General features: G+C 38.8%; 16 protein-coding genes. 11 read left to right on the top strand and 5 right to left on the bottom strand.

Annotated elements, in window-relative coordinates; all coding sequences use genetic code 11:
• Nucleotides 1–34: 34 nt before the first annotated feature.
• Nucleotides 35–871 (top strand): EcsC family protein, encoded by an 837-nt coding sequence (locus tag ABE41_RS14425; protein WP_066291658.1) that lies wholly within the window; start codon nt 35–37, stop codon nt 869–871.
• Between the two features lie 11 nt (nt 872–882).
• Nucleotides 883–1,389, top strand: coding sequence for a MogA/MoaB family molybdenum cofactor biosynthesis protein (locus tag ABE41_RS14420; protein WP_066291656.1), 507 nt, complete (start codon nt 883–885; stop codon nt 1,387–1,389).
• Nucleotides 1,390–1,425: 36 nt separating this feature from the next.
• On the opposite strand, the gene ABE41_RS14415 is transcribed toward ABE41_RS14420, so the two are convergent.
• A complete protein-coding gene (locus tag ABE41_RS14415) occupies nt 1,426–1,740 on the bottom strand; it encodes a hypothetical protein (RefSeq protein ID WP_066291654.1) in 315 nt (104 codons plus the stop codon).
• 215 nt (nt 1,741–1,955) lie between these two features.
• Between ABE41_RS14415 and ABE41_RS14410 the strand changes: the two genes are divergently transcribed.
• The 7 genes from ABE41_RS14410 to ABE41_RS14385 all read left to right on the top strand — a co-directional run bounded on the left by ABE41_RS14410 (nt 1,956) and on the right by ABE41_RS14385 (nt 8,767).
• A complete protein-coding gene (locus ABE41_RS14410) occupies nt 1,956–3,158 on the top strand; it encodes an argininosuccinate synthase (RefSeq protein ID WP_066291652.1) in 1,203 nt (400 codons plus the stop codon).
• Nucleotides 3,155–4,540 carry an argininosuccinate lyase gene (argH, locus tag ABE41_RS14405; protein WP_066291650.1) on the top strand — a complete coding sequence of 462 codons (1,386 nt, stop codon included), beginning with the start codon at nt 3,155–3,157 and terminating at the stop codon, nt 4,538–4,540. Before ABE41_RS14410 ends, argH begins: the two co-directional genes overlap by 4 nt.
• A 66-nt stretch (nt 4,541–4,606) precedes the next feature.
• Nucleotides 4,607–4,768 (top strand): hypothetical protein, encoded by a 162-nt coding sequence (locus ABE41_RS21080; RefSeq protein ID WP_156774278.1) that lies wholly within the window; start codon nt 4,607–4,609, stop codon nt 4,766–4,768.
• 358 nt (nt 4,769–5,126) lie between these two features.
• Entirely contained in the window at nt 5,127–6,251 is a 1,125-nt protein-coding gene (gene ald, locus ABE41_RS14400) for an alanine dehydrogenase (protein ID WP_066291647.1), read from the top strand.
• Nucleotides 6,252–6,393: 142 nt separating this feature from the next.
• Nucleotides 6,394–7,074 carry a metal-dependent hydrolase gene (locus ABE41_RS14395; RefSeq protein WP_066291644.1) on the top strand — a complete coding sequence of 227 codons (681 nt, stop codon included), beginning with the start codon at nt 6,394–6,396 and terminating at the stop codon, nt 7,072–7,074.
• 54 nt (nt 7,075–7,128) lie between these two features.
• On the top strand, nt 7,129–7,368 hold the full coding sequence (locus ABE41_RS14390) for a hypothetical protein (protein ID WP_066291642.1): 240 nt from the start codon (nt 7,129–7,131) through the stop codon (nt 7,366–7,368).
• Nucleotides 7,369–7,450: 82 nt separating this feature from the next.
• On the top strand, nt 7,451–8,767 hold the full coding sequence (locus ABE41_RS14385; RefSeq protein WP_066291640.1) for a DRTGG domain-containing protein: 1,317 nt from the start codon (nt 7,451–7,453) through the stop codon (nt 8,765–8,767).
• A 398-nt stretch (nt 8,768–9,165) separates the two neighbouring features.
• Here the strand turns inward: ABE41_RS14385 and ABE41_RS14380 are convergent, their stop codons facing one another.
• The gene (locus ABE41_RS14380) at nt 9,166–9,465 is read right to left on the bottom strand and encodes a YtpI family protein (protein WP_066291637.1); all 300 of its coding nucleotides are present in this window, start codon (nt 9,463–9,465) and stop codon (nt 9,166–9,168) included.
• Between the two features lie 85 nt (nt 9,466–9,550).
• Between ABE41_RS14380 and ABE41_RS14375 the strand changes: the two genes are divergently transcribed.
• Entirely contained in the window at nt 9,551–10,498 is a 948-nt protein-coding gene (locus ABE41_RS14375; RefSeq protein WP_066291635.1) for a DHH family phosphoesterase, read from the top strand.
• Between the two features lie 70 nt (nt 10,499–10,568).
• On the opposite strand, the gene ABE41_RS14370 is transcribed toward ABE41_RS14375, so the two are convergent.
• From ABE41_RS14370 to ABE41_RS14360, 3 genes are all read right to left on the bottom strand, one after another.
• Nucleotides 10,569–10,751 (bottom strand): YtzJ family protein, encoded by a 183-nt coding sequence (locus ABE41_RS14370; RefSeq protein ID WP_066291632.1) that lies wholly within the window; start codon nt 10,749–10,751, stop codon nt 10,569–10,571.
• A gap of 120 nt (nt 10,752–10,871) precedes the next feature.
• The gene (ytrI, locus tag ABE41_RS14365; RefSeq protein WP_066291627.1) at nt 10,872–11,381 is read right to left on the bottom strand and encodes a sporulation membrane protein YtrI; all 510 of its coding nucleotides are present in this window, start codon (nt 11,379–11,381) and stop codon (nt 10,872–10,874) included.
• A complete protein-coding gene (locus ABE41_RS14360) occupies nt 11,381–11,713 on the bottom strand; it encodes a YtrH family sporulation protein (RefSeq protein ID WP_066291626.1) in 333 nt (110 codons plus the stop codon). Before ABE41_RS14360 ends, ytrI begins: the two co-directional genes overlap by 1 nt.
• Before the next feature lie 162 nt (nt 11,714–11,875).
• Between ABE41_RS14360 and dnaE the strand changes: the two genes are divergently transcribed.
• Nucleotides 11,876–15,259, top strand: a complete 3,384-nt coding sequence (gene dnaE, locus ABE41_RS14355; protein ID WP_066291625.1) for a DNA polymerase III subunit alpha — start codon at nt 11,876–11,878, stop codon at nt 15,257–15,259.
• Nucleotides 15,260–15,366 lie beyond the last annotated feature (107 nt).

Below are 15,366 nucleotides of genomic sequence, written 5' to 3'. Positions count from 1 at the left end.
TATAAACTATAAAAAAGGTTAAAGGAGGAGCGGCATGCCATTAACAGAACGCGAAGAACAAATCTGGCAAGAAATCAAAAGCTGGGAAGATCATTTTTTTACTTATGAACCAACAGATTTTGGGCGTACATATGAAAAATGGGCAACAAGACAGATGGATCTTTTATCAGAAGAGATGCAGGAAACGATCGGTGAATATGTTGATTCTGTTCTTTTTCACATCCATGCTCTTATACAAAACTCTCAATTTCAGCTGGATATGAAACAAAGACTCCTTTCTGAAGCGCGGGTCTTTCGAGATGATATTTTTGAAATTGAAGATTTGAAAAAATGTTCGATTGATCAGTTATCTTATATGGCAGATCAGCAAATTGCACGCAACCGAATATTATCTTTTTCTCAAGGAGGACTCGCGGGAACTGGAGGATTGCTTTTTCTAGGAACGGATTTTCCAGCTATGGTCGCACTTGGTATACGGTCAGTTCAGTCTATTGCCATGCACTATGGCTATGATATTCAGAGACCATCTGAAATGATGCGCTCGTTAAAAGTGTATCATGCAGCTACGATGCCGAAACGTTATCAGCAAGAAAAGTGGGATGAACTTATGGAAGAGCTTCGTGAAGAAGAAGATCCAATTTTTTATTCAGGCAAAGATGTAATAGCTGATATATCATGGATGTCCCATCCTATACAGCAAATCGTAAAGATGATGGCGATCTTGCTTCTCAGAAAGAAGCTGACTCAAGGTTTGCCTATTTTCGGTATGGCTGTGGGTGCTGTTATGAACTACCAGCAATCAAGAAAAATAACTGAAATCGCACATAAGTTTTATCAAAAAAGATATCTAAATGAAAAATATAACGGATAGGTGTTCATTTTATGAGTATACAAGAACATAAGGCGCTTGCACCGGAGAAAGCAAGATGCATGATTGTAACCGTAAGTGATACGAGAAATGAAGATACGGACAAAAGCGGCAAGCTCATCCGTTCATTTCTAATTGAACAAAATCATGACATTCGTGAGTATAGAATTATAAAGGATGACAAGAGCCTGATTCATGAAGCTGCTCAGTTTGCTATTAAAGATGAAAATATCGATGTCGTCATATTTAATGGAGGAACAGGGATTGCTCCGAGAGATGTAACGATAGAATCCTTAACGTCATTATTTGAAAAAGAAGTCACCGGGTTCGGGGAGCTTTTCCGTATGTTAAGTTATACAGAAGATATTGGGTCAGGAGCTATGCTGAGCCGTGCTGTTGCCGGTGTGCATGGGAAAACGGCTATTTTCGCACTGCCAGGTTCATCAGGTGCTGTAAAGCTCGGAATGAAAAAACTAATTTTGCCGGAACTTACGCATATCGTACAACAGCTTCATAAATAAAAAGAGGATGCATAGGCACCCTCTTTTTTTTGTATTTTATCCGTGTATTTTCGATGTTACCTGCTGGTTTAACCTATACCAAAGCCAGAGATCATTAATGATGGATGCTTGGCTTGCAATTTTTTGGTTAAATTCACAGGATAACTCAAAGTTTTCTTCAATAGACAACCGGTCTTGAAGTTTATTAATTTGTGTTTCAATTTCTCTAATTCGGTCTGGAATCGCACCTCTAATCTTTTCCCATTGCAGCAGAATGGCTGCTTGTTCGGCCCTTTCATAAGCTTCCCATGATTTATGCAAATTAGGAACTGAAATTCCAAGCTTCTCATCCCAAACAAAATTGTTATGCATCCGATCATCACCTCTTACTTCCATTGTACAAAAGGCGCTGCTCTGAAGCCAGAATAATCATTGATATTATTTTTATACATTTTAAAGAATAACCTTGCATTTTCTTCTCTCTTTTTGTTATAGTATGTATTATTATAAATGGTATTTTTATAAACAATTATGTATAAAAATAAATAAAATATACATTAACAGGTTTTCAGGAGGAGAGATATCATATGGGAAAAAAGGTAGTTTTAGCGTACTCTGGAGGATTAGATACATCGGTGGCAATTCCATGGCTGGCAGAAAAGGGTTATGAGGTAATTGCATTATGCTTGGATGTTGGAGAAGGCAAGGACCTTCCATTTATTCAATCAAAAGCTTTATCAATTGGAGCTTCAGAATCTATCGTATTAGATGTCCAAAAAGAATACGCAGAAGAATATGCATTAGTTGCACTGCAGTCACATGCATTGTATGAAGGGAAATATCCGCTGATTTCTGCATTGAGCAGACCTTTAATCGCAAAAAAATTAGTAGAAACAGCTAAAAAATACGGAGCAACTGCAGTTGCTCATGGATGTACAGGAAAAGGGAACGACCAAGTTCGATTTGAAGTTTCTGTTGCAGCATTAGCTCCGGATCTCGAAGTATTAGCGCCGGTGCGTGAATGGAGCTGGTCTCGTGAAGAAGAGATTCAATATGCGAAACAACATGATATTCCTGTTCCGATTAAAAAAGAAAATCCTTTTTCTATTGACCAGAACTTATGGGGAAGAAGCAATGAGTGTGGGATTTTAGAAGATCCCTGGGCAGCTCCTCCAGAAGAAGCATATGAGATGACAGCTGCACTGGAAAATACACCAGATGAGCCTCAAATCGTCGAAATCGGATTCGAAAAAGGAGTTCCAGTTTCATTAAACGGAAAGAACGTTTCACTTGAAAAGCTAATTGATCAGCTTAACGAATGGGGCGGTGCACATGGTGTTGGACGTATTGACCATGTAGAAAATCGACTGGTTGGAATTAAATCACGTGAAGTGTATGAATGCCCTGCAGCGACGACGTTAATTAAAGCACATAAAGAGCTTGAAGATCTGACACTTGTAAAAGAAGTCGCTCATTTTAAGCCGATCATCGAAAAGAAAATGACTGAATTAATCTATGAAGGCCTTTGGTTCTCTCCATTAAATGCATCATTAAAAGCCTTTTTAGATGAAACACAAACTTATGTAACAGGAACTGTGCGAGTTAAATTCTTCAAAGGCCACGCAATTGTGGAAGGAAGAAAATCACCTTATTCACTATACGATGAAAAACTTGCTACTTATACATCTGACGACATGTTTGATCACGGTGCTGCAAAAGGATTTATTTCATTATGGGGTCTGCCTACAAAAGTTAGCAGCATGGTTCAAAAAAATGAGGTGAAAGTGTGAAGAAATTATGGGGTGGCCGTTTTTCGAAACAGCCGGAAGAATGGGTAGATGAATTTGGAGCTTCCATTTCTTTTGATAAACAACTAGCTAGTCATGACATTAAAGGCAGCCTTGCTCATGCCAAAATGTTATTCCAAAGTGGAATTATCGAAGAGAGTGCATATGAAAATATAAAAAATGGTCTTCAAGATCTTCAAGTACAAGAGCAGGAAGGCAAGCTGGAGTATTCAGTAAAGTATGAAGACATACATTTGAACCTTGAGAAACTGCTTACTGATCAAATCGGTCCGGATGGCGGAAAACTCCATACGGCAAGAAGCCGAAATGACCAAGTGGCAACTGATTTTCATCTTTTCGTAAAAGAAGAAACCCTCGAGATTATAGATCAAATTAATGAACTTCAAAACTCACTGCTGAATTTAGCTGAAGACCATGTTGAAACAATCATTCCTGGGTACACGCATCTTCAGCGTGCACAGCCTGTTTCATTTGCTCATCATCTATTAGCATATTTTTGGATGCTTGAACGAGATAAAGAGAGGCTGCAAGACAGTTTGAAAAGAACAGATATTATGCCGCTTGGAGCCGGTGCACTTGCTGGAACAACATTTCCGATTGATCGAAATGTAACAATGAACGAACTAGGATTCTCTAAAAAATATTTGAACAGCTTAGACGCAGTCAGTGATCGAGATTTTGCTATCGAATCCTGCAGCAATGCTTCAATGATCATGATGCATTTATCACGTTTTTGTGAAGAACTGATCCTCTGGTCATCTGAAGAATTTGGGTTTATCGAGATCAGTGACAGCTTCACTACCGGCAGCAGCATGATGCCGCAAAAAAAGAATCCGGATATGGCTGAGCTGATTCGCGGAAAAAGCGGAAGAGTGTATGGTTCCCTTCTTTCATTGCTTACATTAATGAAAGGTCTTCCCCTTGCATATAACAAAGACATGCAAGAAGACAAAGAGCCGGTATTTGATGCTGTCAAAACAGTCAAAGGGTGTTTGAGCATTATGACTGGCATGATGAATGAAATAAAAATTAATGAGGACCGAATGAACAAAGCCGTCCATCAAGATTTTTCTAATGCAACTGAACTTGCAGATTATCTTGCGAAAAATGGGATTCCTTTTAGAGAAGCGCATGAACTAGTAGGACAGATGGTTCTTCATTGCATTCAAAAGGGATGCTACTTGCTTGATATTAGTCTTGAGGAATATAAAGAGTGGTGTCCGATCGTACAAGAGGATTTGTATGAGGCACTTTCTCCTAAGACTGCAGTTGAAAAAAGAAATTCTGAAGGTGGAACTGGATTCCAAGCAGTGCGACAGCAGCTTGAGGCAGCAAAATCCGCCGTATTTATTTCCAGTAATTAACCGAGATAACTTTCTTCTGAAGACAGAAACTAATGACAAGGTTTCTATATCGAAGGAGGAAGTAAAATGCAAAATGAGAAGCATCCGAATCAGCAGCTGGAATATGATCAAGAAGGCGAAATGACCGTTCATCAGCAGATTACTGAAGCTTACCAAAGCGGAGTAGTTGATAAAGTTGATCAAGGTCAGCAGCGCACAAAGTTAGACGAAGAGGAAAGTCTTCAATAGGCAAAAAAGTAGGGATAACTCGCCGGGAGTTATCCTTTTTTTTGAAATCGCGTGTATATTTTCACATCGCAGATTACATAATCACACCTTATTTAAGAAAAACACGCGTTAATTTTATTAATCGCACGTTATTTCTAAAAATCGCAAATTAAATGAAAAATACGTAATTTTCGGCCATGCTTCGACACGTACTCGCTTCCTTTAATCACGTTCAATGAATGTTTCTATATTAATTCGGGAACATTAAAAGCTGTCTTACATATAGAAATAAATCCGTCTTTTTATTTTAGTTTTTTGGTGGTATGGTAACTATAGATATGAAGAAAAAATTTCCAATAACTTTCAGGGAGGGAATGCAGTGAAGATCGGTGTACCGACTGAAATTAAAAATAATGAAAACAGAGTTGCAATGACTCCTGCTGGTGTACTAAATTTAGTGGCGTCTGGCCATGAAGTTTTTATACAAAGAGGTGCAGGTATTGGATCTGGTTTTTCAGACGAAGAATACGAAGGTGCAGGCGGAGTGATTGTTGAGACTCCGACCCAAGCGTGGTCAATGGAAATGGTTATGAAAGTTAAAGAACCATTGCCGGAAGAGTACTGTTTTTTTCGTGAAGGTCTGATTTTATTCACTTATCTGCATCTGGCTCCTGAACCTGAATTGACAAAAGCTTTAACTGAAAACAAAGTAATCGGAATTGCGTACGAAACCGTTCAGCTTCCAAATGGAACGCTGCCTCTGTTGACACCGATGAGTGAAGTTGCTGGAAGAATGGCCGCACAAATCGGCGCACAGTTTTTAGAGAAGCCTAAAGGCGGACTTGGGATTCTGCTAAGCGGAATTCCAGGTGTAAGGCGCGGAAAGGTAACTGTTATTGGCGGCGGAGTTGTGGGAACGAATGCAGCCAAAATTGCTATGGGTCTTGGTGCAGACGTTACCATTATCGATTTAAACCCTGAACGTCTTCGTCATCTCGATGATATTTTTGGTGTCGAGATCAATACTCTGATATCGAACCCTCTTAACATAGCACTTGCTGTTCAAGAGTCGGCTCTAGTTATTGGTGCAGTTCTGATTCCGGGTGCAAGGGCACCGAAACTGGTAACCGAAGAGATGATTAAGGGAATGCAGCCAGGTTCTGTTATCGTTGACGTAGCTATCGACCAGGGCGGAATTTTTGAAACAGTTGATCGGATTACGACTCATGATAATCCTACTTATGAAAAACATGGTGTATTGCATTATGCGGTGGCGAATATGCCAGGGGCTGTTCCGCGTACATCTACAATTGGTTTGACTAACGTAACGGTTCCATATGCATTGCAGATTGCTAACAAAGGATATGTTAGAGCGTGTCTGGATAATGAAGCATTATTAAAAGGTATTAATACACTCGATGGCTTTGTAACCTATAAAGCAGTTGCAGAATCTCATCAGTTAGACTACAAAGACGCAGGTTCAATTCTGGCTCAAAAACAATAACTGAAAAGAATAAAAGTCCGAGTTTCAGCCTTTAATTCCTTCTGGGCTGGAATCGGACTTTTTTTATGTCCTATAATAGGGTATGAAAAGGAAAGTAGGATGCAATAACGAATCCTATTATTTGAAGGAGGGTGTATTTATAATGAAAGTGACGTATCATGGACATTCTGTACTTGAAATTCAAACCGGTGAGCACTCTGTTTGGATCGACCCTTTTATTAATGGAAATGGTCAATGTAAAATCAGCGTTGAAGATGTTAAAGCAGATGTAATTCTTTTAACGCATGGTCATAATGATCATGTTGGCGACACAGTTGAAATCGCAAAGAAAAATAACAGCTTGGTTGTTGCACCGTTTGAACTTGCAAACTACATTGCTTCAAAAGGTGTAGAAACACACCCGATGCATATCGGAGGCAGCCGTAAATTTTCATGGGGAAAAGTGAAATTCACACAAGCCTTTCATGGATCTAGTTACGAGGAAGAAGACGGAACAGTCGTCTATACAGGTATGCCTGCAGGAATTTTATTCTCCTCTGACAATAAAACCCTTTATCATGCAGGGGACACTGCACTCTTTTCCGATATGAAAATGATCGGTGAACTGGAGAAACCTGATGCGGCCTTCTTGCCGATAGGAGATAATTTTACGATGGGACCAGAAGATGCCTTAATCGCAGCGGAATGGATCGGAGCTCATATAACCGTTCCTATTCATTACAATACCTTCCCGCCTATCGAACAAGATCCAGAAAGCTCTTTTGTGTCCAAGCTCGGAAGTAAAGGAAAAGTGATGCAGAGCGGTGAAAGCTTAAATATATAAATGATTCTAACCTCCCTTTCTATGCATACGAATTATAGTAAGGGAGGTTGTTTTATGAGTCAGGAAAAAATAGCAAAGTTACTTATGCTCGTTGTATTAATTTACGTGGGATTACCTGCATTATCATTTGAAGGACTTACGATGCAAACCTTTTTTTCAATTGCCTGGACAGGATTTGCCGGAATGCTGGTATTAAGTTTACTGTTTAATAAAAATGAAGCTAGAAAAAGAACAGTTAAGAGACAGGCTTTTGTTAATCAAAAGTCACGAAAAAGGATACACATGGAAAGTTGAGTTTCTGTTCCATTGCCTGTATAATCTGTATTAGTCAATTAACTGAAACAGATAGATACAGATAAAAGGAACGGTGAATGCAATGCTAACAAAGCATGAACAAATATTGCAGCATATTATAGAGCTTGATGTTGGGTCGAAAATCTCCGTTCGGCAAATCGCAAAAGATTTAACAGTTAGTGAAGGAACGGCCTATCGCGCGATTAAAGAAGCAGAAAACCAAGGGATTGTCAGCACTATTGAGCGTGTAGGGACCATTCGGATTGAACGGCAAGCGAAAAGCAATATTGAAAAATTAACATTTGCCGAAGTTGTTAATATTGTTGAAGGACAGGTACTTGGAGGCCGAGCTGGACTTCATAAAACCTTACACAAATTTGTGATCGGTGCAATGAAACTAGAAGCGATGATGCGCTATGTTGATGCGGGAAGTTTATTGATTGTCGGTAACCGTATTAATGCTCATGGGTTAGGATTGAAGGCTGGCAGTGCTATTTTGATCACAGGTGGATTTGACACGGAAGAAGAAGTGAAAAGACTTGCTGACGAATTGGAACTGCCGGTTATCTCTACGAGTTATGATACGTTTACTGTTGCGACAATGATCAATAAGGCGATTCATGACCGGTTAATTAAAAAAGATATCGTACTCGCTTCAGATATTCTAATTCCAATTGATGAAACACACTATCTTTTTCAGCACGATAAGGTCGAGCGCTGGCATGAACTTAACCGTGAAACAATGCATAGCCGTTATCCTGTAGTAGATCAATCGAATCGTGTAACCGGTGTAGTAACATCGAAAGATATTATTGGTGTATCCGAGGACATGAATATTGAAAAAGTAATGACACGATCACCATTAACAGTAACGGAAAAAACATCTGTCGCAGCATGTGCACACATGATGATTTGGGAAGGCATTGAGCTGCTTCCGGTTACAGGTTCTTCACATAAACTGATAGGAATCTTAACCCGGCAAGATGTGTTAAAGGCGATGCAGATGATGCAGAAACAGCCTCAAGTTGGTGCGACATTCGATGATTTAATCACGACCGAATTAAAAGAACATAAGTATGAGAATGAAGTTAACTTTACCTGTAAAATCACTCCGCAAATGACGAATCATTTAGGAACAGTTTCGTACGGCGTATTAATGACACTAGTAACAGAAACAGCTCGTAAGGCTTTAAGAAGAATTAAAAAAGGTGATGTAGTCGTTGAGAACGTAACCTTTTATTATATTAAGCCTGTTCAGATAGAGAGTGAAATACAATTTGTTCCTAGAGTGCTGGAAGTGAGCAGGAAATTTGGAAAAGTAGATGTTGAGATATATCATGATGGTAAGATTGCAGGAAAGGCTATGATGATGGCTCAATTAATCGATCACCGTTCATAAAAATTCGGATGCTGTTAATTTCCGCTCCAGGATGCTCGCACATTATACTCCCTTGTCAGCAAAGGGTCTCAACAAAACAAATCACCAAGCAGCATTCTTTTAGAAACGATTTTTTTTAAAGGCTGTTTTCGTAAACTTTGTTGCTTTTGTAAGACGTTAATTTCCGTTACAGGGCTCGCTTTTCGCAGGGTGTGCGGTGAGCCCATTTGTCGCTATGCGACATTAAATGGTCTCACCTGTCCCACTTAGGATCAGTGTGACAGGTGAGACACCTAAGGACGCAGAGTGTCGAGGTGGCGAGCATCTGAAACGGAGATCAACCACTTCCACGAGCAACAAAGCTTACGAAAACAGCCAAAGAAAAAAGTCCCCTTCGGAGGGACTTTTTCATACTATTTTCAGTTCGTTTCTTTTGCTTCTTGACGAGCAAGTGTTAAAAAATGCTTGTACATTTTCCAGTTCATCAGTAAAAGAACGATTCCGTATGCCAGGAAAATAAGAGCCACCCAAAGCTGAACACGGCCTTCTACAGCTGTTAATTCGTTTAATCCAAAGGAAGCCAAAAATGCCCCAAGCGCCATCTTTGCTTTTGTCCCAGTCCATTGTTTATAAAAAGGCTCTTTTGCACGAACTTCACGAACTTTATAAAACACATAAAGAGCAAAAGAAAGTATAATAAGGATAATAAAAATCGGCATTGAAAATTCCCCCAAGTATTTACTCCACTATATTGTAAACGTTTAAAACCAGAATTGCCACAACTAGGTGTAAAAGGAGTTCATTATGAAAGAGGAAATTTTAAATAAAATTAATCAATATGAACGAATTATTATTCACAGACATGTAAGACCAGATCCCGATGCGCTTGGCTCACAAGGCGGACTTGCTGCCATAATTAAGGCAAGCTTTCCTGAGAAGGAAGTATATGCAGTAGGGGAAGAGGATGATAGTCTTATCTTCTTAAATAAAATGGATACTGTCGAAGACGAGATGTACAGAGGATCTTTAGTCATTATTTGCGATACGGCAAATTCTCCAAGAGTCAGTGATACGCGTTACACTTTAGGTGAAACGGTTATAAAGATTGATCATCATCCAAATGAAGATCCGTATGGTGATTTAGTTTGGGTAGATACAGCGGCAAGCTCTACAAGTGAAATGATTATGGATTTTTATCTTTTTGGTGCTGATAAGGGCTTGGAGCTAAACAGTAATTCAGCAAGACTTTTATATGCTGGCATTATTGGTGATACAGGGCGGTTCTTGTATTCGAATACAACAGAAAAGACACATAGATATGCAGCAATGCTGATAGAAACAGGTTTTGCACCTTCTGAGATTCATGAGAACCTTTATAAAATTTCAGAGAAACTGGTAAGATTAAATGGTTATGTTCTTCAGCATTTTTCAATTGTAGATGAATGTGTCGGTTATATTCATCTCACAGAAGAAACATTACAGAAATATGATGCAAGTGCGAGTGAGGCTTCACTTTTGGTAAATTCATTCTCGCATGTTGAAGGCCTGTTAGCATGGGTTTTCTTTGTGGATGAGCCTGATCAAATAAGGGTCAGACTTCGTTCAAAAGGACCGGTTGTAAATAAGATTGCAGCTAAGTTTAATGGTGGAGGACACCCTAGAGCATCAGGAGCAACTGTATATACAAATGAAGAGACTCAATCTGTTCTTTCAGAATTAAGGAAAGCATGTATTGAATATAAAACCAAATAAAAAAGGCCTCATCGGGGGGCCTTTTTACACATTCGAAGGCTTGCAAATAAATCTTCAAATGTGTCATTCATTAATTTTTTTCTGGGATAAACCAAGAGCCTAGGTCCGTTACATCTTCATGAACTTTAAAGTTTAACTTAGCAAGCTCTCTTTTAATTAATTCTGCTACTTCTTTCGTTTCTGCGAAAGCAGAGAAACCATTCTGCAATTCTTTAACCTTTTCACGTGCAAGTTCTTTTCGATTAATAATCATTGTAGTTTCCCCCCAATATTCACTCTTTTAATAATATTCTATACAAAAAGTGGGGTGAATGCTATTCTGCTGCCTAAAGATTCATAAAAACGTAATATTTAGACCATAATTTATGCATATTCATTCAATCACACGCGCTGAAATATAAATTCGGAGTATTCCTGTGGTCAGATATAAATGATCAATTTTCACCTCGTATTTTTGTTCATCATCAAGCTGAAACGGCTTATTTTCGATAGCTTGTTCGAGTAAAACATGACTTTTTGCGATTGTCTCGGTATCCTCACCTATCAGATGCTCCAGATCATCCTCAACTGCTTTTGTTAAATGCAGCTTAGTCAGGTTAGATAATTTATCAGATGAGGTATTTGAAAAACGGACATTAATTTCATGCAGTTTGAATTTCTTTGCCAGTTCTTCATTTGCTTTCTTATCATCAGAAGTGAGAATTTCATTTTTTTTCTTGTAATCATCTAACTCTGACTTTTGTTCTTTTACTAAATGAATTAGTCGTTCATGCGCTAACCCGCCTTGAAAAAGGAAAAATGCCCAGCCGATGATGAAGCCGATGGCGACTCCTGCAAAAAAACGCTGATAGCCTTTTCGGTGATAGAGCGGCGGAATCCTCATTAGTCTATTTGTTCCTGGCTTAGCCATTGAATTAATATAATTGCCGTATTAGCACCTGCTATTGCAACAAAGATATAGGTGAGCTGCTTAAAAATCTCAAAAGTTGCTCCATTTTCAAAGCTTCTTTCAAAGTTTGATATGGTATCAAATGTGCCTCCGATTGCTGCAACGATTGCCCAGATTTTTAGTTTTTTAGCCAGTTCCATCATTTCGAGAATAGGGGCTTTTCCAACAAGAAATGCTGCGAGTCCGCCTATAAGCGCTCCTCCTAGAAGCACACCAAATGCAATAGCAAAATCAAGAATTATATTTGCAAAAAAATCGCGTACCATGAGAACCCTCCTCTATTATCCAATGTATGGATAATAAAAGAAGAGTATGCTCGTTTTACAGATAAAGAGTTTAACGGAAATCGCATAGCTTGTTTCATTAACACACTCTGACTTCTATACTATAATGGAGTTGGAAATAGGTGCAAAAAAGGAAGTGAAGGTATGGGATTTGTTCCTCTGCATATACATAGCGAGTATTCTCTTCTCGAAAGTTCTTGCCGCATAGACGCACTTGTAGAACGAGCAGCTGAATCAGGTTTTTCTGCATTGGCATTAACAGATAAAGCCAATATGTATGGAGCATTAAAATTTTATACGGCGTGCAAAAAAGCGGGTATAAAACCAATTTTAGGTTTAGAGGCGGAAATTAGAAAATCAGATTCAGAAAGTGATTCACATACAGAACAATGGAGTAAAATCCTTTTATATGCACAAAACAATGAAGGATATCAGAATCTGCTAAGGCTATCGACACTAATGCAAACAAAGCAGGGTGGAGATATCACACCTGTAACACATGAAGAACTTTCCATACATTCTAAAGGTCTGATTGCTTTATCTTCAGGTCCAGAAGGGGAGATTCAACAGTATCTTTCCGCTGAAAGAAGTAAAGCGAATTTGCTGGAAAGATGTATTCGTTTTTATCAAGATGTTTTTCCGGAACGTTTCTACATTGGTCTGGAGGATCATGGTACAGGCTTTGAGAAAACATTAAACCTTCAACTTCAGTCCATTGCAAGAGAATTTAATCTTCCGCTCCTTTGTGCGCATGAAACCTATTATTTACATGCAGAGGATGCAAAGGCTCATGATGTTCTAGTTTGCATCAAAAATGGAGAGAAGATAAATAATCCTGACAGGTATAAACTGCCTACAGGAGAATTTTATTTTAAATCTCACAGTGAAATGGAAAGGTTATTCTCCCATTCATCTGAAGTATTAGAAGAAACTCAAAGACTAGCGGACATGTGCAGCCTTGAGCTCACTTTAGGAGAGATTGCACTTCCGAAATATCCTGTTCCGGGTGATAGAGACAGTTTTGAATATTTGACAGAGTTATGCTTAAAAGGTGTAAAGAATAGATTTGATACGGTGACTCCTGAAATCGAAAACCGTCTCCAATATGAGCTTAATACTATTAAGAACATGAATTTTGAAGATTATTTCCTGATCGTATGGGATTTTATGAAGTATGCACATGATGTAAAGATGATAACCGGACCTGGAAGAGGTTCGGCTGCGGGATCTTTAGTTGCATATGTGCTTGAGATCACCAATGTGGATCCGATTCATCATAGTCTCATTTTTGAACGGTTTCTTAATCCTGAACGGATTACGATGCCTGATATTGACATAGATTTCCCGGATAATCGCCGCGATGAAGTTTTGAAGTATGTTGCGGAAAAGTACGGTACAGATTATGTAGCTCAAATTATTACTTTCGGTACGCTTGCTGCAAGAGCTGCTGTTAGAGACGCAGGCAGAGTAATGGACTTGCCTCCGGGCCTGATTGATCAAACTGCGAAAAATATTCCTTCTAGACCAGGAATCTCTTTAGAAAATGCATTACAAGAATCACATGGTTTACAGCAGGCGTTTCAATCAGATCCAAGTGTTAAAAAGCTTATTGAAATTGCGATGAAACTTGAGAGTCTTCCGAGGCATGCCTCAACCCATGCTGCAGGGGTGGTACTCTCCCGAAACCCTCTTGTGCAGACGGTTCCCTTGCAAACAGGACATGATGGAATTGCGTTAACTCAGTACAGTATGGAGTGGCTTGAAGCTGCCGGGCTATTGAAAATGGATTTTCTCGGTCTGCGCAATCTTTCATTAATCGAAAATATTTTGCATTCTATAGAAAAAAATGAACAAATCAAGATCAATCTGAATGAAATATCGTTTACTGATCCAAAAACTTTTGAACTTCTTTCACAAGGAGACACGACAGGAGTTTTTCAATTAGAATCGGATGGCATGCGAAAAGTTCTGCAGCAGCTTAAGCCGACTGAATTTGAAGACATTGTTGCTGTCAATGCCTTATACAGACCAGGACCTATGAAGAACATACCAGATTATATCGCTGGCAAAAACGGACTGAAAACAGTGGAGTACATGCATCCTGATCTGGAACCTATTTTAAAGAACACGTACGGAGTTATCGTATACCAGGAACAGATCATGCAGATCGCAACAAAAGCAGCTGGCTTTACACTAGGTGAAGCAGATCTGCTAAGAAGAGCAGTAGGAAAGAAAAAGCGTGAAATTTTAATGAAAGAACGCGAACATTTTGTTGCAGGCTGTTTAAAACAGGGATATGATGAAAAGTCTGCAGATGCTTTATATGATCTGATTGTACGGTTTGCTGATTATGGTTTTCCAAGAAGCCATGCAGTAGCTTACAGTGTTATCGCTTATCAGCTCGCCTTTTTAAAGGCAAATTACCCGATTCATTTTATGGCAGCATTACTTTCTAGCGTTATTGGCAATCATGATAAAGTAAATCAGTATATTAAGGAATCGATGCAAAAGGGAGTTCCGATTTTCCCTCCCTCTATTAAAAAGAGTACAGCAATTTTTACACCAGAAGAATCAGGAATCCGCTTTGGTCTTTTGGCCATAAAAAACGTAGGAATAAATGCCATTCATACCTTGATGCAGGAAAATAAAAAAGAGCCATTTCAAGACCTATTTGATATATGCGCTCGGTGTCCCCAAAAAATTGTGAACAAAAGAACACTGGAGTCTTTGATTTTTGCAGGAGCGATGGATGATTTAGGAGAAGATAGAGCTGTATTGCTAGCTTCTCTCGAAACAGCAATTGAATATGGAGAAGAATTTCAGGAAATATCGAGAAAAAATCAGATGTACCTGTTTGATGATGATATTAATCTCCCTAAACCTTCTTATGTCCATGTTCAGCCTTTTCAGGATAGTGAGAAACTGAAATTCGAGAAAGAATCATTAGGTTTTTTCTTCTCATCACACCCTTTAGAAAGATTCCGCACTGTGCTTAAAAGCTGGACAGCAACTGACATAGCTAGTATTGAGGGAAAAAACCCTTCTGTACGACTTGGTGTTTTAATAGATAAAGTCCGCGTTATAAAAACAAAAAAAGGAGAACTAATGGCCTTTCTTTCAATAAGTGATGAAAGCGGTGAGATTGAGGCTGTCGTTTTCCCAAAAGTGTACGAGTCATATCATGGGCTTCTGCAAAAAGGAGAGCAACTGTTTTTGGAAGGAAGTGTTGAACAGCGAAATGATGCATTGCAAGTATTGATAAGTAAATGCAAGCCGCTGCATGAACTGAAAGTAAAAGAGCAAGCTGCTTTGTTTATCAAAATCGATAAACAGCATCATTCACCAGAATATTTGAACGCGATCAAGCAAATATTGGATCAATCAATAGGAAACATTCCCGTTGTTTTGATCTATGAAGAAACAAAACAAAAAGTTCAGATCTCACAAAAGATTGATGCTACAGAGGATTTGCTCTTGGAGCTTAAATCCGTTGCAGGCGAAGGTAACATAGCATTTAAAAGAAATTAAAAAACTTTACAGCTTGTTAACATTTGATATAATGGATGAGTCAATAACAGTGGTCTGACCACCTCCTAATTTGACTCATCAACCTTAAATATAAAAACATTAGGAGA

Origin of the sequence: Fictibacillus arsenicus, assembly GCF_001642935.1 — a bacterium.
Classification (GTDB): Bacteria; Bacillota; Bacilli; order Bacillales; family Fictibacillaceae; genus Fictibacillus; species Fictibacillus arsenicus_B.
Note: the sequence above shows the minus strand (reverse complement) of the source record. Positions and strands in the feature narration are given on the sequence as shown.

Coding starts and splice junctions, on each gene's coding strand:
- dnaE (WP_066291625.1), top strand. CDS start 11,876: ATGGGATTTGTTCCTCTGCATATACATAGCGAGTATTCTCTTCTCGAA.
- ABE41_RS14385 (WP_066291640.1), top strand. CDS start 7,451: ATGCTAACAAAGCATGAACAAATATTGCAGCATATTATAGAGCTTGAT.
- ABE41_RS14395 (WP_066291644.1), top strand. CDS start 6,394: ATGAAAGTGACGTATCATGGACATTCTGTACTTGAAATTCAAACCGGT.
- ytrI (WP_066291627.1), bottom strand. CDS start 11,381: ATGAGGATTCCGCCGCTCTATCACCGAAAAGGCTATCAGCGTTTTTTT.
- ABE41_RS14380 (WP_066291637.1), bottom strand. CDS start 9,465: ATGCCGATTTTTATTATCCTTATTATACTTTCTTTTGCTCTTTATGTG.
- ABE41_RS14370 (WP_066291632.1), bottom strand. CDS start 10,751: ATGATTATTAATCGAAAAGAACTTGCACGTGAAAAGGTTAAAGAATTG.
- ABE41_RS14425 (WP_066291658.1), top strand. CDS start 35: ATGCCATTAACAGAACGCGAAGAACAAATCTGGCAAGAAATCAAAAGC.
- ABE41_RS14390 (WP_066291642.1), top strand. CDS start 7,129: ATGAGTCAGGAAAAAATAGCAAAGTTACTTATGCTCGTTGTATTAATT.
- ABE41_RS14415 (WP_066291654.1), bottom strand. CDS start 1,740: ATGCATAACAATTTTGTTTGGGATGAGAAGCTTGGAATTTCAGTTCCT.
- ABE41_RS14360 (WP_066291626.1), bottom strand. CDS start 11,713: ATGGTACGCGATTTTTTTGCAAATATAATTCTTGATTTTGCTATTGCA.
- ABE41_RS14420 (WP_066291656.1), top strand. CDS start 883: ATGAGTATACAAGAACATAAGGCGCTTGCACCGGAGAAAGCAAGATGC.
- ABE41_RS14375 (WP_066291635.1), top strand. CDS start 9,551: ATGAAAGAGGAAATTTTAAATAAAATTAATCAATATGAACGAATTATT.
- ABE41_RS14410 (WP_066291652.1), top strand. CDS start 1,956: ATGGGAAAAAAGGTAGTTTTAGCGTACTCTGGAGGATTAGATACATCG.
- ABE41_RS21080 (WP_156774278.1), top strand. CDS start 4,607: ATGCAAAATGAGAAGCATCCGAATCAGCAGCTGGAATATGATCAAGAA.